This window comes from Streptomyces sp. BPTC-684, assembly GCF_030028635.1.
Taxonomy (GTDB): Bacteria; Actinomycetota; Actinomycetes; order Streptomycetales; family Streptomycetaceae; genus Streptomyces; species Streptomyces noboritoensis.
In genome coordinates, this window is record NZ_CP124863.1 from 3243231 (window position 1) to 3268910 (window position 25680).

Annotated in this window: 19 protein-coding genes and 1 tRNA gene; 9 read left to right on the plus strand and 11 right to left on the minus strand. The window is 71.5% G+C overall.

Going from position 1 to position 25680, the window contains the following annotated elements:
* Positions 1-19 precede the first annotated feature (19 nt).
* Complete coding sequence (gene tatA / locus QIY60_RS14480; protein ID WP_283142808.1) at positions 20-307, minus strand: Sec-independent protein translocase subunit TatA; 288 nt, start codon at positions 305-307, stop codon at positions 20-22.
* Between the two features lie 90 nt (positions 308-397).
* Here tatA and QIY60_RS14485 point away from each other — a divergent pair, with 90 nt between their 5' ends.
* From QIY60_RS14485 to QIY60_RS14495, 3 genes are all read left to right on the plus strand, one after another.
* Entirely contained in the window at positions 398-1906 is a 1509-nt protein-coding gene (locus QIY60_RS14485) for an LCP family protein (RefSeq protein ID WP_283142809.1), read from the plus strand.
* Positions 1907-2005: 99 nt separating this feature from the next.
* On the plus strand, positions 2006-3544 hold the full coding sequence (locus QIY60_RS14490; protein WP_283142810.1) for an alkaline phosphatase: 1539 nt from the start codon (positions 2006-2008) through the stop codon (positions 3542-3544).
* Between the two features lie 173 nt (positions 3545-3717).
* Entirely contained in the window at positions 3718-4272 is a 555-nt protein-coding gene (locus tag QIY60_RS14495; RefSeq protein ID WP_283142811.1) for a hypothetical protein, read from the plus strand.
* Between the two features lie 34 nt (positions 4273-4306).
* On the opposite strand, the gene QIY60_RS14500 is transcribed toward QIY60_RS14495, so the two are convergent.
* A complete protein-coding gene (locus tag QIY60_RS14500; RefSeq protein WP_283142812.1) occupies positions 4307-5968 on the minus strand; it encodes an FAD-binding dehydrogenase in 1662 nt (553 codons plus the stop codon).
* 23 nt (positions 5969-5991) lie between these two features.
* On the minus strand, positions 5992-6609 hold the full coding sequence (locus QIY60_RS14505; RefSeq protein WP_283142813.1) for a TetR/AcrR family transcriptional regulator: 618 nt from the start codon (positions 6607-6609) through the stop codon (positions 5992-5994).
* 256 nt (positions 6610-6865) lie between these two features.
* Between QIY60_RS14505 and QIY60_RS14510 the strand changes: the two genes are divergently transcribed.
* On the plus strand, positions 6866-8626 hold the full coding sequence (locus QIY60_RS14510) for a S8 family serine peptidase (protein WP_283142814.1): 1761 nt from the start codon (positions 6866-6868) through the stop codon (positions 8624-8626).
* Between the two features lie 28 nt (positions 8627-8654).
* Complete coding sequence (locus QIY60_RS14515; RefSeq protein ID WP_283142815.1) at positions 8655-9137, plus strand: hypothetical protein; 483 nt, start codon at positions 8655-8657, stop codon at positions 9135-9137.
* A gap of 59 nt (positions 9138-9196) precedes the next feature.
* Here QIY60_RS14515 and QIY60_RS14520 read toward each other — a convergent pair whose 3' ends face one another.
* Both QIY60_RS14520 and QIY60_RS14525 read right to left on the minus strand, forming a co-directional pair.
* Positions 9197-9853, minus strand: a complete 657-nt coding sequence (locus QIY60_RS14520) for a disulfide bond formation protein B (protein ID WP_283142816.1) — start codon at positions 9851-9853, stop codon at positions 9197-9199.
* A 1-nt stretch (position 9854) separates the two neighbouring features.
* Positions 9855-10010 (minus strand): DUF5993 family protein, encoded by a 156-nt coding sequence (locus tag QIY60_RS14525; RefSeq protein ID WP_283142817.1) that lies wholly within the window; start codon positions 10008-10010, stop codon positions 9855-9857.
* 154 nt (positions 10011-10164) lie between these two features.
* Between QIY60_RS14525 and QIY60_RS14530 the strand changes: the two genes are divergently transcribed.
* Complete coding sequence (locus tag QIY60_RS14530) at positions 10165-12183, plus strand: hypothetical protein (RefSeq protein WP_283142818.1); 2019 nt, start codon at positions 10165-10167, stop codon at positions 12181-12183.
* On the opposite strand, the gene QIY60_RS14535 is transcribed toward QIY60_RS14530, so the two are convergent.
* Positions 12180-13796: a translation initiation factor 2 gene (locus QIY60_RS14535; RefSeq protein ID WP_283142819.1), complete on the minus strand. Its 1617-nt coding sequence runs from the start codon at positions 13794-13796 to the stop codon at positions 12180-12182. The genes QIY60_RS14530 and QIY60_RS14535 overlap by 4 nt on opposite strands.
* A 272-nt stretch (positions 13797-14068) precedes the next feature.
* Between QIY60_RS14535 and QIY60_RS14540 the strand changes: the two genes are divergently transcribed.
* Positions 14069-14524: a hypothetical protein gene (locus QIY60_RS14540; protein ID WP_283142820.1), complete on the plus strand. Its 456-nt coding sequence runs from the start codon at positions 14069-14071 to the stop codon at positions 14522-14524.
* A gap of 351 nt (positions 14525-14875) precedes the next feature.
* On the opposite strand, the gene QIY60_RS14545 is transcribed toward QIY60_RS14540, so the two are convergent.
* The 3 genes from QIY60_RS14545 to QIY60_RS14555 form a co-directional block, all read right to left on the minus strand.
* Positions 14876-18880 carry an AAA family ATPase gene (locus QIY60_RS14545; protein WP_283142821.1) on the minus strand — a complete coding sequence of 1335 codons (4005 nt, stop codon included), beginning with the start codon at positions 18878-18880 and terminating at the stop codon, positions 14876-14878.
* 589 nt (positions 18881-19469) lie between these two features.
* Positions 19470-19543, minus strand: a tRNA-Pro gene (locus tag QIY60_RS14550).
* A 78-nt stretch (positions 19544-19621) separates the two neighbouring features.
* Positions 19622-20563 carry a metallophosphoesterase gene (locus QIY60_RS14555; RefSeq protein ID WP_283142822.1) on the minus strand — a complete coding sequence of 314 codons (942 nt, stop codon included), beginning with the start codon at positions 20561-20563 and terminating at the stop codon, positions 19622-19624.
* 157 nt (positions 20564-20720) lie between these two features.
* Here QIY60_RS14555 and QIY60_RS14560 point away from each other — a divergent pair, with 157 nt between their 5' ends.
* Entirely contained in the window at positions 20721-21185 is a 465-nt protein-coding gene (locus tag QIY60_RS14560; protein WP_283142823.1) for a GatB/YqeY domain-containing protein, read from the plus strand.
* 92 nt (positions 21186-21277) lie between these two features.
* On the opposite strand, the gene QIY60_RS14565 is transcribed toward QIY60_RS14560, so the two are convergent.
* Positions 21278-23545 carry a transglycosylase domain-containing protein gene (locus QIY60_RS14565; RefSeq protein ID WP_283142824.1) on the minus strand — a complete coding sequence of 756 codons (2268 nt, stop codon included), beginning with the start codon at positions 23543-23545 and terminating at the stop codon, positions 21278-21280.
* 405 nt (positions 23546-23950) lie between these two features.
* Between QIY60_RS14565 and QIY60_RS14570 the strand changes: the two genes are divergently transcribed.
* The gene (locus QIY60_RS14570; protein WP_266981110.1) at positions 23951-24316 is read left to right on the plus strand and encodes a WhiB family transcriptional regulator; all 366 of its coding nucleotides are present in this window, start codon (positions 23951-23953) and stop codon (positions 24314-24316) included.
* A gap of 37 nt (positions 24317-24353) precedes the next feature.
* Here QIY60_RS14570 and QIY60_RS14575 read toward each other — a convergent pair whose 3' ends face one another.
* Positions 24354-25679 carry an ArsA family ATPase gene (locus QIY60_RS14575; protein WP_283145927.1) on the minus strand — a complete coding sequence of 442 codons (1326 nt, stop codon included), beginning with the start codon at positions 25677-25679 and terminating at the stop codon, positions 24354-24356.
* Position 25680: the final 1 nt, after the last annotated feature.

The window sequence follows — 25680 nt, forward strand, 5'->3', positions numbered from 1 at the left end:
CGAGCGGCTCCCGCGGCGGCTACGGGCGCGGCGCGTCGGCGGGGTGCGGTGCGGGGGTCTGGGCGGCTGCTTGGGCGGTCGTGGGGGCGGGGCTCTGGACGACCGCGGTCGGCGCCGTGGCCCCCGGCTCGGAACCCGGCCCGCTCCCCGACTCGTCCTTCATCGCCCGCGTCTCGCTCTTGAGGATCCGCAGCGACTTGCCGAGCGCCCGCGCCGTGTCGGGCAGCTTCTTGGAGCCGAAGAGCAGGATCAGCACCACGGCAACGATCAGCAGATGCCAGGGCTCCAGGCCATTGCGCAGGAACATCCCGTCGTCCTTCCCTCTCGGCGGCTCTCTCAGTAAGACTTGCTACATTGCGCAACTGTACAACCAAACGGACACGGATAGGGCGTACGGATGGCAGGCAGCCACAAGGCGGGGCACGCGCGCGGCGGGAGCCGGAAAGGCGCCGTCGGCGCGCCACCGGACGGGCGGCGCAGACGCAGCCGACTGCGCCTGGTCCTCGCCCTGCTGGTGTCCCTGCTCGTCCTCGCCGTGGCCGGGGTCGGCTGGCTCTACCTCCAGCTCAACGGCGACATCCGCACCTTCGACGACGGCGGGGTCTCCGGCGACCGCCCGGCCGCCTCGGCCAAGGGCCAGAACGTCCTGGTCATCGGCTCGGACTCGCGCGCCGGTGACAACGAGCAGTACGGCCACGGCGACGGTGACATCGGCCGCTCGGACACCGCGTTCCTGATGCACGTCCACGCCGACCACAAGCACGCGACGGCCGTCTCCATACCCCGCGACACCCTGGTCGACGTGCCGCCCTGCAAGCTGCCGAACGGCACCTGGACCAAGACCCGGCACAACGTGATGTTCAACTCGGCGTTCTCCGTGGGCGACACCGCCAAGGGCAACCCCGCCTGCACCCAGAACACCGTCGAGAAGCTGACCGGGCTGCGCGTCGACCACACCGTCGTCGTGGACTTCGCGGGCTTCGCCAAGATGACCGAGGCCGTCGGCGGCGTCCAGGTCTGCGTGCCCAAGGACATCTACGAGGGAGACCTCAACCCCAACCGCCACGCGCGCGGGGAGCGGCTGTTCACCAAGGGCGTCCAGGAGGTCTCCGGCCAGAAGGCGCTCGACTACGTACGCATCCGGCACGGCATAGGCGACGGCTCGGACATCGGCCGCATCCAGCGCCAGCAGGCCTTCGTCTCCAGCCTCATGAAGAAGGTCAAGTCGCAGGGTCTCAGCCCGACCACCCTCTTCCCGCTCGCCAAGGCCGCCACCCAGTCCATGACCGTCGACCCGGGCCTCGGCTCGGCCGACAAGCTGATCTCCTTCGCCATGTCGATGAAGAGCATCGACCTGCACAACACCAAGTTCGTCACCCTGCCCTGGCGGTACGAGGGCGCGCGCGTGGCGATAGTGAAACCGCAGGCCGACGCGCTCTTCGCGGCCCTGCGCGCGGACCGGACGGTCGACGGCGAGGACGCGGGCGGCAAGCAGGAGGAGGCGAAGGCCGCCCCGCCGAGTCCGAGTCCGAGCGCCCCGCCGTCGGGCGCCGGGGTGTCCGTCGCCGTCTACAACGGCACCACCACCAAGGGCCTGGCCGCCCGCGCCGCCGACTCCCTCAAGGCGGGCGGCTACACGGTCACCGGCACGGCGACCGCCGCCACCCAGGACTTCGTCCACACCGTCATCGAGTACGGGCCGGGCGCGCGCGCCCACGCCGACGCGCTCGCCCAGCGCTTCCCCGGCGCGCTGCTGCGCCCGGCCAAGGCCGCGGGGCTCAGCGTCATCCTGGGTTCGAAGTACGTGGACGCCCCCGCAGACGCCCCCGCCGCCGTCCCCTCCGAGGTCGCGGACAAGGCCCGCTCGGCGGACGACAACATCTGCTCCGGCCTCTCGTACGGGTAAAGCACCACCACGAGCAGCACCATGGAAAGGCAAAGCCGTTCGTTCGCCGTACTCCCGCACCTCACAACTCGTTCATATTCGGCTCATAGCTTCGCCGCCATGAGATCCATGGGACACAAGCGCCGCAAGGCGCTGACGGTGGTGGCGCTGGCCTCCGCCGTCGCGGCGGGCAGCGCCGTCACGGCCAACTCCGCCCCGCAGCACGATGCCCGCCCGTTCCCGGGCCGCGGCCAGGAGATACACAACGTCATCTACCTGCTCGGCGACGGCATGGGCCGCACCCACGTCACCGCCGGCCGCGAGCGCTACTACGGCGCCCAGGGCAAGCTGAACATGGAGCGCCTGCCCTACACCGGCGCGGTCGCCACGTACGCCGTGGAGAAGGGCACCGACCAGCCCGCCCTCGTCACCGACTCGGCGAGCTCCGCCACCGCGTGGTCGTCCGGCGTGAAGACGTACAACGCCGCGCTCGGCGTGGACGCGTACGAGAAGCGCCGCGTGACGCTGATGGAGCAGGCCAAGAAGGCCGGCTTCGCCACCGGCAACGTCTCGACCGCCGAGGTCACCGACGCCACCCCGGGCGCCCAGTTCAGCCACGTGCTGCTGCGCGGCTGCCAGGGCCCGGTCTACTCGGACGCGGCCTGCCTGCCGAAGAACGCGGACGGCTCGTACGAGAAGGCCCCCGAGGACAAGACGCTGATCACCCCGGTCGCCGAGCAGATCGCCCGCAACGGCACGGCCGACGTCGTCCTCGGCGGCGGCCTCGCCCGCTTCGAGCCGGACGACCAGAAGGCCCTCCAGGCCCAGGGCTACCAGGTGCTCGGCAGCTTCGGCGACCCGAGCCTGCCCGCCCAGACCGCCGCCAGCCAGAAGGTCGCCACCAAGGCCGACCTCGCCGGCGTCAAGGGCAAGAAGGTCGTCGGCCTCTTCAACCGCGGCAACCTGACCGTCGAGCAGGCCAAGGCCGGGCTCCCGGCGGACGCCCCGCAGAAGCAGGAGCCGACCCTCGCCGACATGGCGAAGAAGTCGATCGACCTGCTCGACGGCCGGTCCAAGAAGGGTTTCTTCCTCCAGATCGAGGGCGCCCAGATCGACAAGCGCTCGCACGCCAATGACGCCGCGCAGACGCTCGCCGAGGTCAAGGCGTTCGACGACGCGGTCAAGGCCGCGACCGACTTCGCCAAGAAGGACGGGCACACGCTGGTCATCGTGACCGCCGACCACGAGTGCGCGGGCTTCAACATCATCGAGAAGGGCACGTACACCAACGCCGAGGCCGTCGCGCCCCCGGCCAACACGGACGCGGGCAACCCGGCGAACAACTCGACGCCGTCGCGCGACAAGTCGGGTGCCAAGGACCCGGTCCGCTCGTCCGGCATCCTCAACGGCGCCGGCTCCGGCGACGCCAAGAACTTCGCCCCGGCGACCTTCCGTACGCCGGACGACGCTGCGGGTGTCAAGGACGGCAGCCCCGAGGCGAGCCTCTGGCTGACCTACCTCTCCGGCAACCACACCGGCGCCGACGTGCCGATCTACGCGTACGGGCCGGGCGCCGAGAAGTTCGCGGCGAGCCAGATCAACACCGAGCTGTACGGCAAGATGTACCGCTCGCTGTTCGGCCGGGCGCCGCGCGGCTGACGCGGCAGGGTCGTAAGGGCGCGACGTTTCACGTGAAACACGGGCTGTTTCACGTGAAACGTCGCCCCAACGACCCGCTCCCACACGGTGGTTGACCCTCCGTGGCCAGCCACACCAGGGGCCGGGGGACCACCCCTCTCCCGGCCCCGCACCCGCCGACCCAGGAGTACGCAGTGAACCGCTCGATCCGTCTGGCCGCCCTCGCCCTGGCCGCCCTGGCCCTCACCGCGGCCTGCGGAGGCTCCGACGGCGACAAGGCTGACGCCGGGCAGCGGCCCGCGCAGGCCGAACAGGCGGCGGCCCCGGCCGTCACCTTCCCCGCACCGAGCGGGGCCCCGGCGCCCGCCGCGACCCTCGCCAAGGTCCCGGCGAAGGGTGAAGTGCGGCTGGAACAGGGCCCGTTCACGGACCGGGTGCGGATCACGAAGCTCGCGCTCTCCGAGAAGCCGTCCGTCACCGGCCACTTCGCCATCACCTCCGACGTGAGCGATGTGCTCGCCCTTGAGCTGCGCGCCGCGTTCTACGACGAGCGCGGCCACCTCGTCGGCACCGGCTCCTTCCAGTACGCGGAGGAGGGCGAGGCGGGCGAGGCCGCCCACGGCACCCCCGGGCACGCCGGACCCCGCGCGGAGGGCGCGGGCATCGACTTCACCGCCGTACCGAAGGCCCCGCTGACGGGGAAGGCGGCGAGCGCGGTCCTGTCCGTACCGGTGCTGGTCAACGAGTAGCGGTCAGCGGCCTATTGAGGCTCGGCGCTGGCCCTCACGCCAGCCGCCGCGCCAGCGCCCGTCCCGCCGCGCGCCCCGAGAAGATGCAGCCGCCGAGGAACGTCCCCTCCAGCGCGTTGTAGCCGTGCACCCCGCCGCCGCCGAACCCGGCGACCTCACCGGCCGCGTACAGCCCGTCGAACGGGGTCCCGTCCGGCCGTACGACCTGTGAATCGAGCGTCGTCTCCAGGCCGCCGAGCGTCTTGCGCGTCAGCACGTGCAGCCGTACGGCGATGAGCGGTCCGTGTGCCGGGTCGAGCAGCCGGTGCGGCTTGGCGACCCGGGTGATGCGGTCCGGCCAGTAGGCGCGCGCGTTGCGCATCGACATGACCTGGAAGTCCTTGCTGTACCCGTTGTCGATCTCACGGTCGCGCGCCAGGATCTCCCGCTCCACCTGGTCGAGTTCGAGCTTGGGGCCGGGCGAGATTCCGTTCATGCCGTCGACGAGGTCGCGCAGGCTGCGGCGGATGACGAAGTCCTCGCCGTGGTCGAGGAACGCCTGCACGGGCCCGGGCGCGCCCTTGCGTACCCGTGAAAGCACCAGCTTCAGGTCCTTGCCGGTGATGTCGGGGTTCTGCTCCGAGCCGGAGAGCGCGAACTCCTTCTCCACGATGGAACGCGTCAGCACGAACCAGGTGTAATCGTGGCCGGTCCCCACGATGTGCTTGAGCGTGCCGAGGGTGTCGTGGCCGGGGAAGAGCGGCGCGGGCAGCCGCCGCCCGGTCGCGTCCAGCCAGAGCGACGACGGGCCCGGGATGATCCGGATGCCGTGGCCGGGCCAGATCGGGTCCCAGTTCTTCAGGCCCTCGGTGTAGTGCCACATCCGGTCGCGGTTGACGATCGAACCGCCCGCCTCCTCGGTGATCCCCAGCATCCGCCCGTCGACGTACGCGGGCACACCGGTCACCATCGAGCGCGGCGCGGGCCCCATCCGCTCGACCGGCCAGTTCTTGCGCACCAGGTCGTGGTCGCCGCCGATGCCGCCGGAGGTGACCACGACGGCCTGCGCGCGCAGCTCGAACTCGCCCGCGGGCTCCCGCGAGGAGGCCGCACCGCGCGGCTCGGACGACGGCACCAGGACGCTCCCGCGCACCCCGACCGCCGCCCCGCCCTCGACGATCAAGTCGTCCACGCGGTGGCGGTACTTGAAGGTGACGAGCCCGCGAGCGGCGGCCGCCAGGACCGGCTCGCGGAAGACCCGGACGACCTCGGGGCCGGTCCCCCAGGTCAGATGGAAGCGGGGCACCGAGTTGCCGTGCCCGCCCGCGGTGCCCGCGCCGCGCTCGGCCCACCCGACGGTCGCCGTCACCTTCAGTCCGAGCCCGTACAGATAGCTCCGCTTCTCCCCGGCGGCGAAGTTGACGTACGCCTTCGCCCACTGGCGCGGCCAGTGGTCCTCGCGCTCGCGGTCGAAGGCGGCCGACCCCATCCAGTCGGCGAGCGCCAGGTCGTACGAGTCCTTGATGCCCATCCGGCGCTGCTCGGGGCTGTTCACGAAGAACAGCCCGCCCAGCGACCAGAAGGCCTGGCCACCGAGGTTGGCCTCGTTCTCCTGGTCGACGACGAGCACCTTGCGGCCCGCACGGACGAGTTCGTACGTGGCGACGAGCCCGGCGAGGCCGGCTCCCACGACGATGACATCGGCGTCGTCACTCACGGCGGTCTCCTGGGAGGTAGGGGTTAGGAGGGTGCGGTGCTGTAGGCCTGGAGCACGTGCAGGAAGAGCGCTTCGCGGCGGGCCCGGACGGCCTCGCTGCCGGGGTCGAGCAGGACCTGGACGGCGGTGCCGTCGTGGACGGCGACGAGCGCCTGCCCGAGCGCGTCCTCGTCGGTCACCCGGCGCCCGGTGCGCCCCAGCGCCTCGACGACCGCGGGCAGCACGGCGTCCTGGATCGCCCGCTCCCGGGCGGCCATCACCCGCCGCAGGGCGGGGTTGCGCAGGGCGTGCGCGGTGAACTCGGCGGTGACCCGGTACCAGGCGTCGTCCACCGGGATGGCCCGCAGCGCCGCCCGTACGGCGTCCTCGGGCGCGGCCGCCGACACCGCGTCGAGGGCGGCGCGCACGTCCGCGAGCAGCCGGGTCGAGCGCTCCTCCCACATGGCGAGGAACAGCTCGTCGAGCGAGGTGAAGTTCGAGTAGAAGGCGCCGCGGGTGTACCCGGCCCGCTCGCAGACCTGCTCGACGGTGGACCGGCCGAACCCTTCCTCGGCGAACACGTCGAGCGCGGAGTCGAGCAGCCGCCGCCGGGTGCGGGCGCGGCGGGTGGTGACGCGCTTGGGCGGGGTGGCTGTGGTCATCGGCTCCCTCTCGTGGATACGAGAACGTATCCGATGCACGAATGTATCGACAAGGCGTCTGACCTCGCCGTTCGCATCGCCGGGCCGATGTGTCTCATATCCGTCCCCCTCTCGTCGGCCCTCTCCGGCTCTATTCGGCCGCGTCGGCCTTTGTCGAGATTGGGTCCTGTACAGGTCGGGGTCCCCGCAGCAGGGTTCTCCCCGGCGGACGGATGGCCACGGACGGATGACCACGGACGGATGGGGAGTGGGAACCATGGGCGACTCGCTCGGCTCGGCCGGCGCGGTCGGGGCACAGGACCCCGGCCCCGAGGGCGCGGGCTTCGCGTACCACCCGGTCGAGCGGGAGCTGATCGTGGTCGCACGGCCGGAGCTCGTGCAGGACGGCTCGCCGGTCACCGAGGAGCCCCCCGGATCGTCGGCCCTGGACATGTTCCTGATGGACCAACAGCTGGCTCTGGAGCCGCTGTTCGGCAGTGAGGCCCGGGTGCGTGAGGCGCTGGCGCTGCTCCCCCGGCACGGCGTCGACGTACCCGACCTCACGCTCTTCCACCGGGTGCGCGGCGGCGAGGACCGGCTGGAGGAGCTCGCCTCCCGGCTCGCGGGCCTGCCCGGGATCGATACGGCGTACGTGAAGCCGAGCGCGCTCCCGGCGACGGGCCCGTTCGGCGCGACGGACGACGGGGACGAGCGTACGGATGAAGGGCGGCGCGAGAAGGAGGGGGCCGCCACCCCCGACTTCAGCGGCCGCCAGGGCTACTTGGGGCCAGCGCCCGAGGGCGTGGACGCGGCCTGGGCGTGGCTCCAGGCGGGCGGCTCCGGCGAGGGCGTGAGCATCGTCGACGTCGAGGCGGCGTGGCAGCTCGGCCACCGCGACCTCGGGCCCAGGCTCGCCGGGATCGTCGCGGGCACCCCCGTGGAGGACCTGGCCTGGCGCAACCACGGCACCGGCGTCCTCGGGGTGCTCGGCGGCAGCCGCACCGGCAGCGGCACGCTCGGCATCGTCCCGGAGGCGGTCCTCGCGGTCGCGTCGATCCACGGCATCGGCACGGCCCGGGCCATCACCGGCGCCGCCGACCGCCTCACCCCCGGCGACATCCTGCTGGTCCCGCTGCACCGCCCCGGCCCGCGCTTCGGGTACGCGGCCGACGACGACCAGCGCGGTCACATCCCGCTGGAGTGGTGGCCCGACGACTACGCGGCCGTACGGTACGCGACGGCGCGCGGCGTGGTGGTCGTCGAGGCGGCCGGCAACGGCGCGGAGAGCCTGGACGACGCGTTGTACGAGGCGCGCCCGGACGGCTTCCCGGCGTGGTGGCGCAACCCGTTCGACCCGGCGGCGCCCTCCTCCGGCGCGATCGTGGTCGGCGCGGGCGCCCCGCCGCCGGGCACGCACGGCCGCGACCACGGCCCCGACCGCTCCCGCCTGGGCTTCTCCAACTTCGGTACGCGGGTGGACGCCCAGGGCTGGGGCCACGAGGTCACCACGGCGGGCGGCTTCTGGAACCGGCCGGGCGAGCTGCAGGGCGGCCAGTCGGAGGACACCTGGTACACGGACGCGTTCTCCGGCACGTCACCGGCGGCCGCGCAGGTCGCGGGCGTGCTCGCCGCGCTCCAGGGGATGCTGCGCACGGCGGGCCTGGCGCCGCTGGCGCCCGAGCCCCTGCGCGAGCTCCTGCGCCGCACCGGCTCGCCCCAGCGGGAGGCGCCGGGCCGCCCGTCCTCGCAGCGCATCGGCACCCGCCCGGACCTGCGCGCCGCGGTGGCCCACCTCGTACCGCGCCGCATCACGGAGGGCCCGGCGGAACGCTTCTGGGACGACCTGCTGCCCGACCCGACCGACAGCACCACGCGCCTGCGCCTGTACGTGAACGGGGCGTGGCGCACCCTCAGCGACCCCGAGCCGCACGTCCGCCTGGCGGTCCACACCGCGTTCGCGGGCGGCCGCCACGCCGTACGCGTCCGGTACACCGATGACGACGAGGTCGTGGGCGTGACGGTGACGGGCGAGAGGTGAACCCCAACACGACGAAAGGGGAAGAGAGATGACGTCCTTCGTACCGCAGCAGTTCGAGCAGGGGATGGGCCAGGGACCGGCTCAGGGCCAGGGGTTCGGTCAGGGGCCGGGTCAGGGGCCGGGCCAGGGGCCGGGCCAGGGGGTCCCGCAGCACCTCCAGCAGCAGCTGCACCAGCTGGGCCAGCAGCAGCCGTTCCAGTCGCTGCTCCAGCAGTTCGGCCAGCAGCCGAGCACCCAGCCTCAGCCCCAGCTCCAACCTCAGCAGCCGCAGGCGCAGTACTTCGTCGCGTACGCCACGGCCGTGCAGGCCCCGATCGCCGCGTTCCCGGGGATCGAGGCGGCCATGACGCTGGTGGTCAACGGCCGCCAGGTGCGTCTGCCGCACCCGAGTCAGTTCGTGATCGAGCGGGTCCTGAGCGCGTTCCGCCACGGCCAGTTCGTACGGGTCGCCTATGACGACCGGATGATGGTGAAGGGGATCGAGATAGAGGCATCGAGGCCGATGCAGTAGCAGCCCGACCATCGAGGAGGGGCCCGGGCCACGAAGAGGGTGGCCCGGGCCCGACGGGTTCAGGGCAGCAGATGGACGTCGTAGAAGAACTGATAGCGCGACGGGTCGTCGGGAAGGAACCAGTGGAACCCTTCCAGCAGGAACACGGCGACGAGGTTCACGGCGATGACGAGCGCGACGAAGGCGAGAACGCACCGCCCGACGGCACGGAGGGGTGAGGCGGGAAGGATGCGGTCGGCGGTGACGGGCGCGAAGGCGAGGACGACGCCGACGGCGATGATCGACGCCACGAAGAGGACCCAGGCCCAGACGTACAGATGCAGCCCGAGGACGGGGCTGCCGTACCCCTTGTCGCCGGGCAGGATGTGCAGCATGGTCTGCCGCCACGAGGTGAACCCCCCGCCCACACAGGCGACGAGCGCGAGCCCCCACCCGGTCATGTAGTCGTTCCCGGACACCTTCCCGGTCATCCCCCGCCGCACGACGTACGCGGCCCCGAGCGCGGCCAGCAGCATGAACATCCGCTGCACCATGCAGAGCGGGCAGGGATAGTCCCAGTCCCCGAACTGCACGGCGAGCCCGCCGCACACGACCCCGGTCCACCCGACGGCGAAGAGACAGGCGAACCAGTACTGCACCTGCCCGAGCACCCCGCGCCGCTCGTCGATGGCGACGGCCACGGGAGAAGTACCGGGCGTACCGCTGCCGGCGTCCATATCAGTAGCTCAGCCCCAGCCCGAGCCCGCTGGTGATGTGATGCGCGAGCAGAAAACAGGTAGCGACAAACACCACCCACCACGCCCCGACCCCCACCCCCCGCCGCCAGATCCCCACGACGACGACCAGCAGCCCCCCGAAGATGAGCGTGTCCATGGCCGGGACGCTAGCGGGCGGGGGGTGGGAGAGGGGGGAGGCTCGGGGGGACGCGCTCGGGGCGTGCCTCGGGAGGGTGTACGGGGAAAGTCTCTAGAGTGCATGATCGTCAGGTGGTGCGTGCAGGGTGCCACAGATGGTCGAGGGGGCTGTTGTGAGGCTCGAACTTCCGCCGGGGCCGGTGTACTTCGTCAACCGCGACGACGAGCGGGAACGCGCTCTGCGCGCCGTGACGGAGTGGCGGGGCCGCTCCCGCCCGCTGGTCCTGTCGTTGAGCGGGCCGGGCGGCCTGGGGAAGACGGAGCTGGCCGGCCTGCTGGCCCGGACTCTGATCGAGAGCCACTCCTTTCCCGATGGTGTGCTGTCCGTCGACCTCGACGACTTCCGGGTGGACGGCGTCCTTGACCCCGGTGATGTGCTCTCCCAGCTGCTGATTTCCCTCGACGTGACGCCGGACCAGATCCAGGCCCAGTACTCCGCTCGGTGCGGGCAGTACTGGAACAGGACCTCCGCGGCGAAGCTGGTCCTGATCCTCGACAACGCGCGCTACGCCCCGGAGATCCTCCCTCTGCTTCCGGCGTCGGGCGCCAGCGTCGTGATCGTCACGAGCCACGGTCCGCTCCACGACCTCGAAGCCGGCGCCGCGGTGGATCTGGCGCTGCCGCCGCTGGAAGAGCAGGCGGCGGCGGAGCTGCTTGAGCTGATCGCCCGCGATCACCGGCTGGCCGCCGACCCGGAGGCGGCGCGGGCGGTGGTCCGGTTGTGCGACGGCCTCCCGGCGGCGCTGCTCGTGGCGGGCCGGTGGGTGCGCGCGCACCGGCTGCGCCCGCTCTCCCGCATCCTCGCCGATCTCCGGGCCGAGTTGGACGAGAAGGGCGTGTCCGGCGTGGAGCACATCTGGGACATGGCCTACGCCGACCTGTCCGGCCCGGCGGCCCGGCTCTACCGGCTGCTTCCGCACCATCCCGGTGAGACGTTCACGCTCCACTCCGCCACCGCGCTGTCGGGACTCGGACCGGACGCCTGCGAGGACGCCCTGGAGGAGCTGGACCGGGCCGGGTTACTGGACCTGCGTCTGCTGTCGCTGACGGAGGCCGGCCAGCTGAGGCTGCCGGGACCGCAGCGCGGGCACGCCTTGCGCCGGTCCCGCCGCGAGGAGGCCGAGGGGGAGGTGGCCGAGGCGCAGGTGCGGCTGCTGCGCTGGTTCGTACGGCAGGCTCAGCTGGCCGACCGGTTCGCGGCCGGCCGCCGTCTGACCGTCGTGGATCTCTTCGACCCTGTTCCCGGCGCGCCGGACGTTCCCCTGGAGGATCCGGAAACGGCCGCGGACGACGACGTACGGGCCGAACGCGCCGAACGCGCGGCGCGCTGGCTGGACGAGGAGCGCCATGTGCTGTTCGGCTGCTCGCGCCTGGCCCACGGCCGTGGCATGGACACCGAGGTCGTGGCCCTGTCCGAGCCCGTGTGGACGCATGCGCTGGACCACCCCCACCAGTCCGAGGTGATCGAGCTCTTCCGGCGCACCGTCGACTCGGCCGTCCGGCACGGGGGTAACGCGGGCTGGCTGGTGCGCACGCGCTGCCAGCTGGCCAGGCCGCTGTGGGAGGCGGGAGAGCTGAGCGAGGCCGAGGTCCAGCTCGACGGCGCGATGTCCGCCCTCCGTCTGCTGGCGGACTCCGAACGGGACCGCAAGCTCGCCGCCTCGGCCGTCGAGCACCGCGGCATGCTCAAGGGCGCACGCGGTGAGTGGAGTGCGGCTCTGGCGGACTTCACCGTCTCCCGCGACCTGCACCGGGCGATCCCCAACCCCTACGGCGTCCTGCTCCAGACCTATCGGATGGGCGAGGCGAACGCGAAGGCGGGAGACCTTGAGGCGGCGCACCGGCTGCTGCGCGAGGCACACACCGGGTTCGTGGCCGAGAACCGCGAGCGGCTGATCGGGCGTTCGGCGTTCGCCCTCGCGGGCGTCCTCCACCGGCTCGGGCGTACGGCCGAGGCCCGTGAGCTGTACCAGCAGTCGCTGGCGCGCGCCGACCGGCGGCGCTCGGGCTTCGACCGGGCACGCGTCCACGACGCCCTCGCCGAGCTGGACACGGCCGAAGGGAACCCGGCGGATGCCGAGGAGCACCGTACGGCGGCCCAGAGCCTCCGGCGGAGCAACGGCCTGATCTAGACCACCTGCGCCTCTTCGGCGTCCGAGGCCGGACGGAAGGTGACGTGGAAGGCCCGGTCACCGATGAGGCAGGACGTCCGGGTCGGGGCGGTCGGACAGGGCTGAGGGGCGGCGGCCAGCCGGGCGTGCACGGCCGACAGCGCGATGACCGGGTCGAGCCGTACGATCCGGCCCTCCTCGGGTCGCGGTTCGACCTGGACGGCGTACGTCCGCGCATGACCGCGGACTCTGAGCAGGCATCGGCCGGACGGCAGCAGCACGGCGGCCGAACGGCAGCCCGGGTAGGCGGACAGGGCGTGCCGGGTCCACCCGTCGGCGGTCCAGGCCAGGTCCAGGGGGGCCGCGGAGGCCGGGAGCGGGCGACGGTACAACAGGCTTGCGGAGCGGGCGAGTTGTTCACTGGCGGCGCCGTGTTCCACGGCCAGGTGATGGCCGGGCGGCCCGGTGCCGGCCGGGTGCCGACTGATCCGGACGCCGACTGCCGTGGTCTCCACCCGGACGTCGAACGCCGCGGGGACACGCGCGGCGGGCGCGGGCGAGGGCAGCAGCCGGGGTGCGAAGCGGTGGGCGGGCGGCGCGAGACCGAGCAGGGCGTAGACCTCGGTGCGCAGGAGGCCCGCGGCCTCACCGTGGCGCGCGAACGCCATCCGAGCGGCGGTCCGCGCGGGACCCGGCCGATACGCCCGCAGGGCGTCGACGATGTCCTCGGCGCGTCCCAACCTCGGTATTCGGCGCAGGAGTACGTCCATGGGGCTGCCGGGGATCAGTTCGCCACCGGCGCGGTGGACGCTCACGACGGGGCGGTCCTGGACGGCGCAGTAGTACAGCGCCGCCGATCCGTGGTCGGTGACCAGGGCGTCGGCGGCGATCAGTGCGGAGGCCCACTCCTCGTGCGGATCCGGCAGGATCATCCCCGCGTCGAGGGCGGGCGCCAGGCGTTCGGCCAACTCGTACGTCCCGAGCAGGCTGCGTTCGTTGGGATGGACCACGAGCGCCAACTGGTATTCGTCGTACGGGAGTCGGGCGGCCAGTCGAGCAGGCAGCCCGGGGTGCCGCCGGATGAGGGACTCGGGGCCCCAGGTGGAGGCCAGGACCAGCAGCTCGCGGGCCCCGGTGCCCAATGCGGCGCGGTAGCGGTCGCGCAGGGACGACGAGGCGAGGACGCGCTCCAAGGTGGGATCGCCGATCACCTTCGCGTGCCCGGCGGCCCGCGGGTTCGTGGCGGCCAGCCTGGCGATCTGCTCGGGATGGGCCAGGGCGTGCAGTGCTATCGGCGCATGGCGGTGGTTCCGTCGCAGGTACGCCGGGTCCAGCCCGGACGCCGAGTCGGCGGAACCCTCCCCGGGGATGGACTTGTTGAAGCCCGCGCCGTGCGGCAGGAGGACCTGCGGACCGCGCAGCAGACTCAGATCGCCTTTCGGGCTCGCGGCGAAGACCAGGTCGTACTCATGACTACTGGCTTGGCTCCAGGGGACCGTACGGCCGCCGAGGGCGTCGATCGTGGAGAGGGCGTCCGCCCCGAACTCGGAACCGGGGACGAGGGTGAACAGGCGGGTGATCCGGTCGTCACCGGAGAATATGGGGAGAACGTCGAGCAGGCGGTACAGGGCCACCGCCGATCGAGCCGCGAACAGAACCGTTCGCCCGTCGCCCGTCGCCCGTCGCCCGTCGCCCGTCGCCCGTCGCCCGTCGCCGGAAGCGTCCAGTCTACCGACGACCGGAGGGCGGAGAGGGCTGTTTCCGCAGGTCGGGGCGGGTTCATTCACGTCGTCGGGCGACACGGTCCGATCCTATCGCGGGCTGTTCGCGGGACGCCGGGAGTGATCCGCGCCGCACCTGCGGCAAGGAGGTGTGGGATGCCCCGGCTGCTCGCGAGGATGGCGGCATGAGTGACTGGGGAATCGCGATGATCGCCGCGGGGTCGGCGATCGCGGGCAGCGTCGTCACCGGCTGGTACGCCCGCGGCGCCGGCATCCGGCAGGCCACCGCGGCACGGCACGCGGGCGACCGCCAGGCGGACGCACTGCTCGAATCCGTTCGCATGACGCTCCGCGCCGAGTCCGGCCACCGGGAGTTCGCCCTTCGCCGCCAGACGTACGCGGAGTTCCTCGGCGCCGCGGAGACCAGGATCCTCACCGAGCGGAACGGGCGAGGCCAGGCCGACGACGACGTCGTGCTGCAACGCGCCTTGGGCGGGGTGCTCCTGGAAGGCCCGCCCGATGCCGCCGCGGCGGCGCAGCATCTCGTCGACTGTCTGCGACGCCATGAGCGCCCGGACGAACTGAAACGGGCGAAGCTGGCCTTCGTCTCGGTGGCGCAGGAGTGCTGCCGCCCCCGGTGACCTCCTCCTTCGGGTGGTCGAGAAGGCCATTGCGGACCTCGGGTTCCGGCGGGGGCAATCGGAATCCCGGGAGATTTCCGCCCCGTGGGCGGCAGCGATCAGGTCCGGTTCGCCTACAAGCGAGCCGGGCCTGATCTGCGTTAGGCCCGGCTATTGCCTTGGTGTGGGCCAGTTATCCGCCGTACCGAAAAGCGCTTCGCAATTTCCCGCAGGACACGGAAGCGCCCGACCGCTGGCGACGGGGGATGCACCAGCGATCGGGCTGCGGCCAACACTAACAACGCTGCTTGCGCTGCGGGAATGGCCTGCTCGGCCACAACGGCGACTTGTGATCGGGATCACATCGTGTGGTTACTGGTCGCAAGGAGGCGAGTACGAGAGACGAGGTAGATTCTCACGCCATTTATCCGGCGTCAGGACGCCCCGAGTCGTCGAGCAAATACGGCTGATGGCCTCATCGGCGTCCAAGTTCCACAGCCGGACCGTATCGCTGCCGCTCGACACCCCGAGCATGTGGCTGTTGGGGCTGAACGACAAGAAATTCCCCGTCTTGGCGTTGGGGCTCATCGACTGACCGATGCGAGCGGCCCCGGACGGGTGGGCGACGTTCCAGAGCCGGACCGCGTTGTCGTTGCCGCCGCTCGCCAGAGTGCGGCCGTCCTGACTGAACGTCAGTGACACGACCGCTTCGGTGTGGCCGGTGAGGGGTGAGCCCAGCCGGGCCGCCTTGAGCGGGTCGGTGATGTTCCAGAGGCGGACCGTGTCGTCGTCGCTGCCGCTGGCCAGCGTACGGCCGTCCGGGCTGTAGGAGAGCGCGTTGACGGGACCGAGGTGTCCCGTCAGGGGCGTGCCGAGCGGGGGGACTCGGCGCGGGTCGGCCACGTTCCACAGCCGGATGGTGCCGTCCGCGCTGCCGCTGGCGAGAGTGCGGCCGTCCGGGCCGAAGACGAGGGAGTTGACGTAGCCCTTGTGTCCGGAGAGCGGTGTGCCGAACGGGAGGGGCCGAGACGGGTCGCCGACGTTCCACAGCTGGATCGTACGGTCGTCGTAGGCGGTCGCCAGGGTGCGCCCGTCCGGGCTGAACGCCAGCGCGTCGGGGCCCGAGAACCGTGTGCGCAGGGCGACGGGCGACCCGTACGGGCTGGGCCGAGTCGGGTCGGTGACGTTCCACAGCTGCACCGCGCGGTTCCTCATCAGCACCGCGAGCGTGCGGCCGTCGGGGGAGAACGCCAGCGAACGCACGTCACCGTCCCCGGGCGTGAACGGCTCGCTCAGCGACACGGGCCGGTTGGGGGTCTCCACGTTCCACAGCCGAACCCTGCGGTCGCGCGCGGCCGTGGCGAGCACCCGCCCGTCCGGGCGGAACGCCCCGATGCGGCCGATCATGTCCGACGTCGGTATCGACCACAGGCGGACCTTGCTGTCGCCGCTCCCGGTGGCGAGGGTCCGGCCATCGGGGCTGAAGCCCAGGGCGTACATCTCGCCGCTGCTCCCCGCGAGAGGCTCGCCGACCTGTGACGGGTACGCGGGATCGCTGACGTTCCACAGACTCGCCGTGCTGTCCGCGCTGGCGGCGCCGAGCTTGGCTCCATCGGGGCTGAAGGCCACCGACCAGATGGGACCGGTGTGGCCGGTGAGCGGTGTGCCGAGCGGTGTCGCGTGACGTGGGTCGGCCACGTTCCAGAGCCTGATGGTGTCGTCCGCGCCGCCGCTGGCGAGGGTGCGGCCGTCGGGGCTGAACGCCACGGAGTGCACCGTGCCCGTGTGGCCGGTCAGCACCGTGTCGATCGGCACGGGCCTGAGCGGATCCGCTGTGTCCCACAGCCTGATCGAGCCGTCATCGCCACCCGCTGCCAGCGTCCGCCCGTCCGGGCTGAAGGCCACACAGCGCGCGGCGGCGGTGTGGCCGGTCAGGGCGCCGAGGGCCTTCGGCCGACGCGGGTCGGCCACGTCCCACAGCCGCACGGTGCGATCTTCACCGGCGGAGGCCAGGGTGTGCCCGTCCGGCCTGAAGGCGAGGAGGTAGATCGTGCCGCCGTGGCCGGTCAGGGGAGCGCCGAGCGGCTGCGGGCGGTTGGGATTCCGTACGTCCCACAGCCGGATCGTGCCGTCGTCCGAAGCGCTGGCGAGGGTGCTGCCGTCCGGGCTGAAGACCGCGCTGCTCACCCAGCTCGTGTGGCCGGTGAGGGGTGTGCCCAGCTGCTTGGGCCGGGCCGGATCCGCCACGTCCCACAGCCGGACGGTCCGGTCGTAGCTGGCGGTGGCCAGGAGCCGACCGTTCGGGCTGAAGGAAGTGAGGTAGACGGCTCCGGTGTGGCCGAGGAGGGGAGTGGCCAGCGGAGCGTTCACGATCGAGATCAGCCGGTTCTTCGTACCCTCGTCGTGCGGCCGCAGATCGTGGGCCACCAGGGCGAGCTGAGCGGACAGCGAGGGGTCCGTGTGCTGGGCGCGATCGGCTTCGGCGACCACCTGCTCGAACACGGCGTCGTCCCGCTGCTGCCGTGCGACCCACGCAGAGCAGACAGCCAGGATCGCCAGGACGACCAGAGCCGATATCGCACTGCGGCTGATCCAGACCGTGCGCTTGCGCAGCCTGACCGAAGCGGCCAGGAACTCCACGGCGCTCCGGGTGAGGAAGGTGTCACCGGCGGATTTCGCCCAGGCGTGGGCCTGTTCCAGGCGGGAACCCCGGTAGAGCAGCGATGTGTCGCGCTTCGAGCCCTCCCAGGCCCGGCCGTCCTCCTCCAGCCGCTGGCGCAGCAGGTTGTCGTTCCTGTCCTCGTCGATCCAGTCGCGCAGGCGCGGCCAGGCGTGGAGCAGCGCTTCATGGGTGATCTCCACGGTCTCCGCGTCGAGTGTCACCAATCGGGCGCGAACGAGCGCTTCGAGCGATTCCTCCGTCCTGCCGGGGTCCGTCGACTCCTCCGCCAGCTGGCGCCGCGTCCCGCGCCTACGGGTGGCCTGGGTGTCCTCGCTCAGTCTGACCAGCCTGAGCAGGAGCAGCCTCGCGGCTATGCGGGCCGCCGGGTCGAGGCTCGACCAGGCGCGCTCGGCGGTCGCCGCCACCGCTCCCTGGATTCCGCCCGCCGCGCGGTAGCCGGCCAGCGTCAGCCTGCCCCCCTTCCGCCGCTGCCAGGTGGCGAGGAGCGCGTGGGAGAGGAGCGGCAGCGCCCCCGCGTCGTGCACCCCGCGCGGGCCGTCGGCGCTCACTTCCCGGACGATCAGCTCCGCCAGTCCCGGTTCGAGTTCCATGCCCACGGCCTTGGCCGGGCCGGTCACCGCTTCGCGCAGCTCCGCGGTGGTCAGCGGCCCGAGCACCATGTGCCGGTGCTGCAGCGCGTCGGCCAGTTCGGGATACCCGAGGCACCGCTCGTAGAAGTCGGCGCGTATGCCGAGGACGACGAGCATGGGGGCCGGGTCACCCGGGTCGGTCGGCGTGCAGGCGGCGTGGAGGAGCTGGATGAACGTGCGTCGGCTCGCCTCGTCGGAGCAGAGGGTGAACGTCTCCTCGAACTGATCCACGATGACGACCGGAGGGGCCGCAGGGGAAGCGGTCTCGCGCCGCGCCCATGCGGTGACGGCCGCCCTCACCGCGTGCGCGAACTGAGGAGTCCCGGACTCCTCCGCGCCGGAGACGACGGGTGCGAGCTCGGGGATCCGGCGGGTCAGCTCCAGGAGAGGATCGGCGCCGGGTATGAGCTGAAGCACCTCCCGCGCCGGACCGCTCTCGCCGCACGGTGAGCCGCCCTGCAACGCGGGCACCAACCCGGCGTTCAGCAGGGACGACTTTCCCGCTCCCGAGGCGCCCACGAGCATGACCAGGCCGCCCGTCTTCTCCGCCGCGCGGAGCTGAGCGACGAGGGCGTCCCTGCTCCGCTCCCGGCCGAAGAACCACCGGGCGTCTTGCTGACGGTACGAAGCCAGGCCCCGGTACGGGCACACGCCACCGGGCACGGTCACGGCTTCGGCCGGGGCGCGCTCGTCCTCTTCCACGGGTGACGCGGGGCGGTCGCCGACCGGGTCGGCGACCGCGCGCTCCCACAGGCGCTGCCACTGCGCCAGGTCGTACAGGCCCGTGGACACGGGCGCGGGCCGCGAGCGCCGTGCCTCGGGAATCAGGACGTGCAGCACCACGGCGAGGGCGGCGAACTGGGCAGGCACGTTCCTGGCCCGTCGCCAGTCGCTGATCCGCTGAGCGGACACCCGCACGGGCCGCCCTCGTTCGTCGACCCGCTGAAGCCGGACGACCGCCTCGGCCACGCGCTTGAGGGGAGGATTGCCGGCCTCCGTGTACAGCAGCGCGAGACGTTCCGCGAAGGCTGTGCGTGCCCCTGAGTCGGAACTCAAGGTCTCCACTCCTTACTTCCCCCGCGCCTGGACATCCGGACCGGAAAACTCACCCTATACGGCTGACCTGCGGTTAAGCCGTGAAATCGATGCCAGGGCCTCCTCGGCGGGAGCCGCAGCTGGCAGGATCTCGACGCAGTAGCGCAGCAACCGGGCGACGCCCGGACAGGCCATCGGCCCAGCGCTCGAAGAGACAGCTCATGATGCCGCATGTTCTCGGTCAGCTTCGATCCGGAGTCACGAGACGGCGGCGACGGCCTCGCCGCATGAGCCTGAGGGATCCGTGGAGCCAGTTCCGTCCGGACTGCTGGCGCGTCAACCACGGGTCCGGCATTCCGCGCCGCACCGGCGCGGATCGACGCCGACCGTGTGGTCCGGCACCGGTCCCAACAGGGGAGGGACCGGCGCCGGACCGACACGGTCAGCCGTGAACGCTTCGGTCGGCCACAGGGGGGCTGACGGCAGCCAACGCCGAAGGGGCCGCTCTCTCAGAGAGCGGCCCCTTCGGCGTTGCCGGGCGTGGCGCAGACGGCCCGGAGAACGAGTCAGGCCCGGTTCCCTTGAGAAGGAAACCGGGCCTGACTCGGTGTTACAGCTGTCGGGGTGGCGGGATTTGAACCCACGACCTCTTCGTCCCGAACGAAGCGCGCTGCCAAGCTGCGCTACACCCCGATGTCGCCCGTTGTCCTGGCGACGTCGTTTACTTTAGCCCACCGGCGGCCGGAGACGAAATCCGGTTTCGGCGGGCCGTCAGGCGCGGGGCATCAGGGTCAGCAGCGTGGCCTCCGGGGGGCAGGCGAAGCGGACCGGGGTGTAGCGGTTCGTGCCGCAGCCCGCCGAGACGTGCAGGTAGGCGCGGTTGCCGCCCGCCTCGTGGGTGGAGAGGCCCTTCACCCGGTCCGTGTCCAGGTCGCAGTTGGTGACCAGGGCCCCGTAGAAGGGGACGCACAGCTGGCCGCCGTGGGTGTGGCCGGCCAGGACCAGGGGGTAGCCGTCGGCGGTGAAGGCGTCGAGGGAGCGGAGGTACGGGGCGTGGACCACCGCGATCGACAGGTCCGCGTCCTTCTCCGGGCCGCCCTCCACCTTCGCGTACCGGTCGCGCTTGATGTGCGGGTCGTCCAGGCCCGTGAACGCGAGCTCGAAGCCCCCCTCCAGCTTGAGGCGGCCGCGCGTGTTGCTGAGGCCGACCCAGCCCGCCGCGTCGAACGCGTCCCGCAGCTCCTCCCACGGGTTGTGGACGACGCCGACGGCGGGCGGGTTGCCGTTCAGGCCGTGCTTGCCCTGGACCTTCTCCAGCAGGTAGCGGGCCGGGTTGCGCAGCTTCGGGCCGTAGTAGTCGTTCGAGCCGAAGACGTACACCCCGGGGAAGTCCATCAGCGGGCCCAGCGCGTCCAGGACCTCCGGCACGCCCTCCGGGTCCGACAGGTTGTCGCCCGTGTTGACCACGAAGTCCGGGCGCAGCCCCGCCAGCGACTGCAGCCACGCCCGCTTCTTGCGCTGGCCGCCGACCATGTGGATGTCCGAGACCTGGAGCACGCGCAGCGGCCGCGCGCCGCTCGGCAGCACCGGGACCGTCACCCGGCGGAGCCGGAAGGACCGGGCTTCGAAGCCCGCCGCGTAGGCGATGCCGGCCGCGCCGATCGCCGTGATCGCCGCCGTTGTCTTCAAAGGAATCCCGTATCGCGCGCGCATGCGTCCATCGTTGCAGACGTACGTCCGCCTACGGCCTTCGCGGGTTGCTCGCGGGCATCCCGTACGCCCCCACCGGCGCCCCGCGTACGCCCGTCCCCGCGCTCCCGGCGCGAAACCTGCACGCGCTCCGGGGGCGCCACCTGCCACACTGGGGCGCATGACCACGCTCAAGGCCACGCTCAAGGACGACCTCACCACCGCCATGAAGGCGCGCGACGAGCTGCGCTCGTCGACGCTGCGACTGACCCTCACCGCCATCGCCAAGGAGGAGGTCGCGGGCAAGAGCGCGCGCGAGCTCTCCGACGACGAGGTGCTGCAGGTGATCGCCAAGGAGGCGAAGAAGCGGCGTGAGGCGGCCGAGGCGTTCGATCAGGGCGGCCGGGCCGAGTCGGCGGCGAAGGAGCGGGCCGAGGGCGAGATCCTCGACGCGTACCTGCCCAAGCAGCTGTCCGACGACGAGCTCGGCGTGATCGTCGCGGAGGCCGTGGCGGAGGCCAGGGCCGCGGGCGCCGAGGGGCCGAAGGCCATGGGCGCCGTGATGAAGATCGTGAAGCCGAAGGTGGCCGGGCTCGCGGACGGGGGCCGGGTGTCGGCGGCCGTCAAGAGCCTCCTGGCGGGCTGACGCCCCGCCCGTGTACGTACGCGAAAAGGGGCGCCCGGGATCACCCGGGCGCCCCTTCGTCGTGCAAGGCCTACGGCTTCGTCATAGAAGGCCTACGGCCAGTTCCCGCCGATCGCCCCGTCCGTCGTCGCCCCGCCGATCACTCCCGGCGGGATGGAGATGCCGGGGTTGGGCGGGACCGTGATGCCGCCGCCCGGCTTGTTGTCGCCGGGGCGGTGCTTCTTGCCGCCCTTGCCCTTGCCGGGGTTGGCGTTGGGGCCCGCGTCGCCCGCCGGCGGGTTCGGCTGCTGGGCGTCGGGGATGTTGACCGTCACGAAGCCGGGGGCCGGCTGGCCGGAGAGGGCACCCGTCATGGCGTCCTTCCAGATCGGTCCGGGGACCTCACCGCCGTACACCTTCTCCTTGTACACGCCGCCGATCGTGATGTTCTCCATCTCGACGCTCTGCGACGGGCTGCCGACCCACACCGCGCCCGACATGTTCGGCGTGTAGCCGACGAACCAGGCGTTCTTGCGGAAGTCGGTCGTACCGGTCTTGCCCGCGTTGTCGCGGTCGGAGAGACCGGCCAGCGCACCCGTACCGGAGTCGGTCACGCCGCGCAGCAGCGTGTTGATGCTGTCCGCCGTGGTCTGGGACATCGCCTGGGTGCACGAGGACTTCGGCACCGGCAGCGCCGTGCCGTCCGCCTTCTTGATCGACTCGATGGCGACCGGCGTGCAGTACGTGCCCCGGTTGGCGAAGGCGGCGTACGCGCTCGCCATGTTCAGCGGGGAGATACCGGTGGAGCCCAGCGTCAGCGCGGACGGCACCATCGGGAGCTTCGCGCCGTTGCCCTGCACCACGTGCAGCTTGTCGGTCATCTGCGAGACCGGGCACATGCCGATCTCGCCGAGCATCTGCACGAAGTACGTGTTGACCGACTTGGCCATCGCGAACTTCAGGTCGTAGGGGCCGATCTCGTTCTGGTTCTCGTTCTCGACGTGGGCCGGCTTCCGCGGGTCGTTCACCCACGGCTTGCCGCTGCACGTCTGGACGCTCGCCGGGTAGTCCATGTCGTACGGCGACGGGTACTGCTGCGTCGCGGGCTTGCCGCCCTCGATCGCGGCGGCGGCCAGGAACGGCTTGAAGGTGGACCCGACCGGGAACCCGTAGTTCGAGCCCCCCATCTGCTTGTTCACCGAGAAGTTGATCTGCGTCTCGTTCGTCCCGAAGCCGTACGGCCGCGACTGGCCCATCGCCATGATCTTGCCGGTGCCGGGCTGGACCAGCGTCACGGCCGTGGCGACCTTGTCCGACTGGTAGACGTGGTCCTTGATGGAGGCCTGGGTGGACTGCTGGGCCTGCGGGTCCAGGGTCGTACGGACCGTCAGACCGCCCTGGTTCCACAGCTTGGCCCGCTCCTCCTTGGTCTTGCCGAAGACCGGGTCGGAGAGGAAGACCTCGCGCACGTAGTCGCAGAAGAAGCCCGCGCCGCTGACGGCCGTGATGCAGCCGTTCTTCGGCTTGGAGACCTTCAGCTCGATCGGGGCGGCCTTGGCGCGGTCCGCCTCGGCCTGCGAGACGTCCTTCATGTCGGCCATCCGCTGGAGCACCGTGTCACGGCGCTTCTTGGCCTCCTGCGCGTCGTTGACCGGGTCGTACCGGCTCGGCGACTGGACGATGCCCGCCAGCATGGCGGCCTCCTCCAGCTTCAGGTCCTTGGCCGGCTTGGAGAAGTAGCGCTTGGCGGCGGCCTCGACGCCGTACGCCTGCTGCCCGAAGAACGTGATGTTGAGGTAGTTCTCCAGGATCTTCTTCTTGCCGAGCTCCTCCTCGACCTGGATCGCGTACTTGAGCTCCTTGACCTTGCGGCCGAGCGTCTGCTGGGTGGCCTCGGCGACCTTGTCGGGGTCGTCGCCGGCCTCCTCCACGAAGACGTTCTTCACGTACTGCTGGGTGAGGGTGGACGCGCCCTGGGCCACCCCGCCCGACGTGGCGTTCTTGTTGAGCGCGCGCAGCACGCCCTTGAGGTCGATCGCGCCGTGCTCGTAGAAGCGCGAGTCCTCGATCGCGACGATCGCCTTCTGCATGTACGGCGAGATGTCCGCGAGCGGGACCACCGTGCGGTCGCGCGAGTACACCGTCGCGATCTGACCGCCCTGGGAGTCCAGGATCGTGGTGCGCTGACTCAGCGGCGGGGTCTTCAGATTGGCGGGGATCTCGTCGAACCCCTCGACCGTGCCCTTGGCCGCGAGCCCCAGCGCGCCGAACGCCGGCAGCGCGATGCCCGCGAGCACGGCTCCGGAGAGCACACTCACCCCGACGAACTTGGCGGCCTGCTGGGTCCCGGTCAGACCACCGCCCGAGCGCTTCTTTGCCATGGGGGCAGCCTACGTTCTCATTCGCCGGACACGGGTCAATGCTCTGGCCTAAGCTGCTCTCAACTGTCACAGCAGTGCGGTTGTGCATCAAGTCGATGTTTATGGCTGTTCGGCTCTCGCAAGAGGGCAGCCGTCCGGATCCGCCGTCCGTTTACGCCTCATGCGTCATCAGGCGTCCGTTGTGGCTCAACTGGAACGTCCCGCTTGGTCGGGTTTGTCAGACATGTCCCCAGCTCACTCCGTTGGGTGATCTGCCGCGTACGCATAGTCCGTTCGGGCCATTCAAGATTGGGCCCGAAGGGGGTGTTGCGCTGTGCCCACCTTCCGTAACGTCCTCAACTGGCAGCGGTGAATATGCCTCTGCCGCCGTGGGGGAGCCTCGATTCGGGAGAGGACGGCGCCGGCATGGGCTGGGTAACCGACTGGAGTGCGCAGGCAGCCTGCCGCACTACCGATCCGGACGAACTGTTCGTACAGGGTGCGGCTCAGAACAGGGCGAAGGCGGTGTGCACCGGATGTCCGGTGCGGACCGAGTGCCTCGCGGACGCACTGGACAACCGCGTCGAATTCGGCGTGTGGGGCGGAATGACGGAACGGGAGCGCCGCGCACTGCTGCGCCGCCGGCCCACCGTCACGTCCTGGCGGCGTCTCCTGGAGACGGCGCGCACGGAGTACGAGCGCAGCACGGGCATCCTGCCCGTGGGCATGGACGACGAGGAGGCGTACGCCTACCGGCACGCCGTGGACGAGACGTACGCGGCCGTGGGGTAAAGCCCGCGCACGTACGACACGCACGTGACCAGACGTATCAGAGCGCTCCGGCCGTCTCTTCCTGGGCCGCGAGCCGTTCCCCGATGGCCCGGAGCCCGGCGAGATCGTGTACGTCGCCGGGCAGGGCGGCCACTTCGGCCACCGGGACTTCGGGGTGGAGTGCGGTGAAGCGGTCACGCGTGCGCCGTTCGCGGGCGAGCACCTGCATCCGCTCGGCGTGCAGGCGCAGCAGACCGGCGGTCAGCCGGTCGACCGACACGCCGTCTTCGGGTGCGCCGCTTGCGGATGCGTCGTCTTTGGATGCTCCGGCTTCGGATCCGGTGGGGGAGGGAGCTTCGGGAGAGGAACCACCGGTGCCACGATCCTCAGCCTTCCCGGACCCCTGATCGACAATGCGGCCGTCGACAAGATTTTCCCCACGGCCGTCGCCCCGGTCCTCCTCCAGGTGCTCCGCCGCCGCGAGCGCCCGCTCGGCCGACAGCCGGGCCGCGCCGCTGCCGTGCACCCGGTTGAGCACCAGACCCGCCAGCGGCATCGCGTCGGCCGCCAGCCGCTCCACGAAGTACGCGGCCTCGCGCAGCGCGTCCCGCTCCGGCGCCGCGACCACGAGGAAGGCCGTGCCGGGCGCCTGGAGCAGCCGGTAGGTGGCGTCGGCGCGGGTGCGGAAGCCGCCGAACATCGTGTCCATCGCCGCCACGAACGTCTGGACGTCCCGCAGCAGCTGCCCGCCGAGGAGCTTGCCGAGCGTGCCGGTCATCATCGACATGCCGACGTTGAGGAACTTCATCCCGGCCCGGCCGCCCATCTTGGCCGGGGCCATGAGCAGCCGGATGAACTTGCCGTCCAGGAACGACCCCAGCCGCTTGGGCGCGTCCAGGAAGTCGAGCGCCGAGCGCGACGGCGGGGTGTCCACGACGATCAGGTCCCACTCGTCGCGGGCCCGCAGCTGGCCCAGCTTCTCCATCGCCATGTACTCCTGCGTGCCCGCGAAGCCGGCCGACAGGGACTGGTAGAAGGGGTTGGAGAGGATCGCCCGGGCGCGCTCGGGGTCCGCGTGCGCCTCGACGATCTCGTCGAAGGTCCGCTTCATGTCGAGCATCATGGCGTGCAGCTCGCCGTCGCCCTCGACGTCCTTGACCCGGCGCGGGGTGTTGTCGAGGGAGTCGATGCCCATCGACTGGGCGAGCCGGCGCGCCGGGTCGATGGTCAGCACGACCACCTTGCGGCCGCGCTCGGCGGCCCGCAGTCCGAGCGCCGCCGCCGTCGTGGTCTTGCCCACCCCGCCGGAGCCGCAGCACACCACGATCCGCGTCTTCGGGTCGTCGAGCAGGGGGTCGATGTCGAGCGGCGCGGCCGCGTCCATG

What these genes read in the sequence shown, in the direction of transcription:
- QIY60_RS14525 (WP_283142817.1), bottom strand. Translation starts at nt 10,010, where the DNA reads ATGGACACGCTCATCTTCGGGGGGCTGCTGGTCGTCGTCGTGGGGATC.
- QIY60_RS14555 (WP_283142822.1), bottom strand. Translation starts at nt 20,563, where the DNA reads ATGCGCGCGCGATACGGGATTCCTTTGAAGACAACGGCGGCGATCACG.
- QIY60_RS14540 (WP_283142820.1), top strand. Translation starts at nt 14,069, where the DNA reads ATGAGTGACTGGGGAATCGCGATGATCGCCGCGGGGTCGGCGATCGCG.
- QIY60_RS14485 (WP_283142809.1), top strand. Translation starts at nt 398, where the DNA reads ATGGCAGGCAGCCACAAGGCGGGGCACGCGCGCGGCGGGAGCCGGAAA.
- QIY60_RS14575 (WP_283145927.1), bottom strand. Translation starts at nt 25,679, where the DNA reads ATGGACGCGGCCGCGCCGCTCGACATCGACCCCCTGCTCGACGACCCG.
- QIY60_RS14505 (WP_283142813.1), bottom strand. Translation starts at nt 6,609, where the DNA reads ATGACCACAGCCACCCCGCCCAAGCGCGTCACCACCCGCCGCGCCCGC.
- QIY60_RS14565 (WP_283142824.1), bottom strand. Translation starts at nt 23,545, where the DNA reads ATGGCAAAGAAGCGCTCGGGCGGTGGTCTGACCGGGACCCAGCAGGCC.
- QIY60_RS14510 (WP_283142814.1), top strand. Translation starts at nt 6,866, where the DNA reads ATGGGCGACTCGCTCGGCTCGGCCGGCGCGGTCGGGGCACAGGACCCC.
- QIY60_RS14560 (WP_283142823.1), top strand. Translation starts at nt 20,721, where the DNA reads ATGACCACGCTCAAGGCCACGCTCAAGGACGACCTCACCACCGCCATG.
- QIY60_RS14570 (WP_266981110.1), top strand. Translation starts at nt 23,951, where the DNA reads ATGGGCTGGGTAACCGACTGGAGTGCGCAGGCAGCCTGCCGCACTACC.
- QIY60_RS14520 (WP_283142816.1), bottom strand. Translation starts at nt 9,853, where the DNA reads ATGGACGCCGGCAGCGGTACGCCCGGTACTTCTCCCGTGGCCGTCGCC.
- QIY60_RS14515 (WP_283142815.1), top strand. Translation starts at nt 8,655, where the DNA reads ATGACGTCCTTCGTACCGCAGCAGTTCGAGCAGGGGATGGGCCAGGGA.
- tatA (WP_283142808.1), bottom strand. Translation starts at nt 307, where the DNA reads ATGTTCCTGCGCAATGGCCTGGAGCCCTGGCATCTGCTGATCGTTGCC.
- QIY60_RS14490 (WP_283142810.1), top strand. Translation starts at nt 2,006, where the DNA reads ATGAGATCCATGGGACACAAGCGCCGCAAGGCGCTGACGGTGGTGGCG.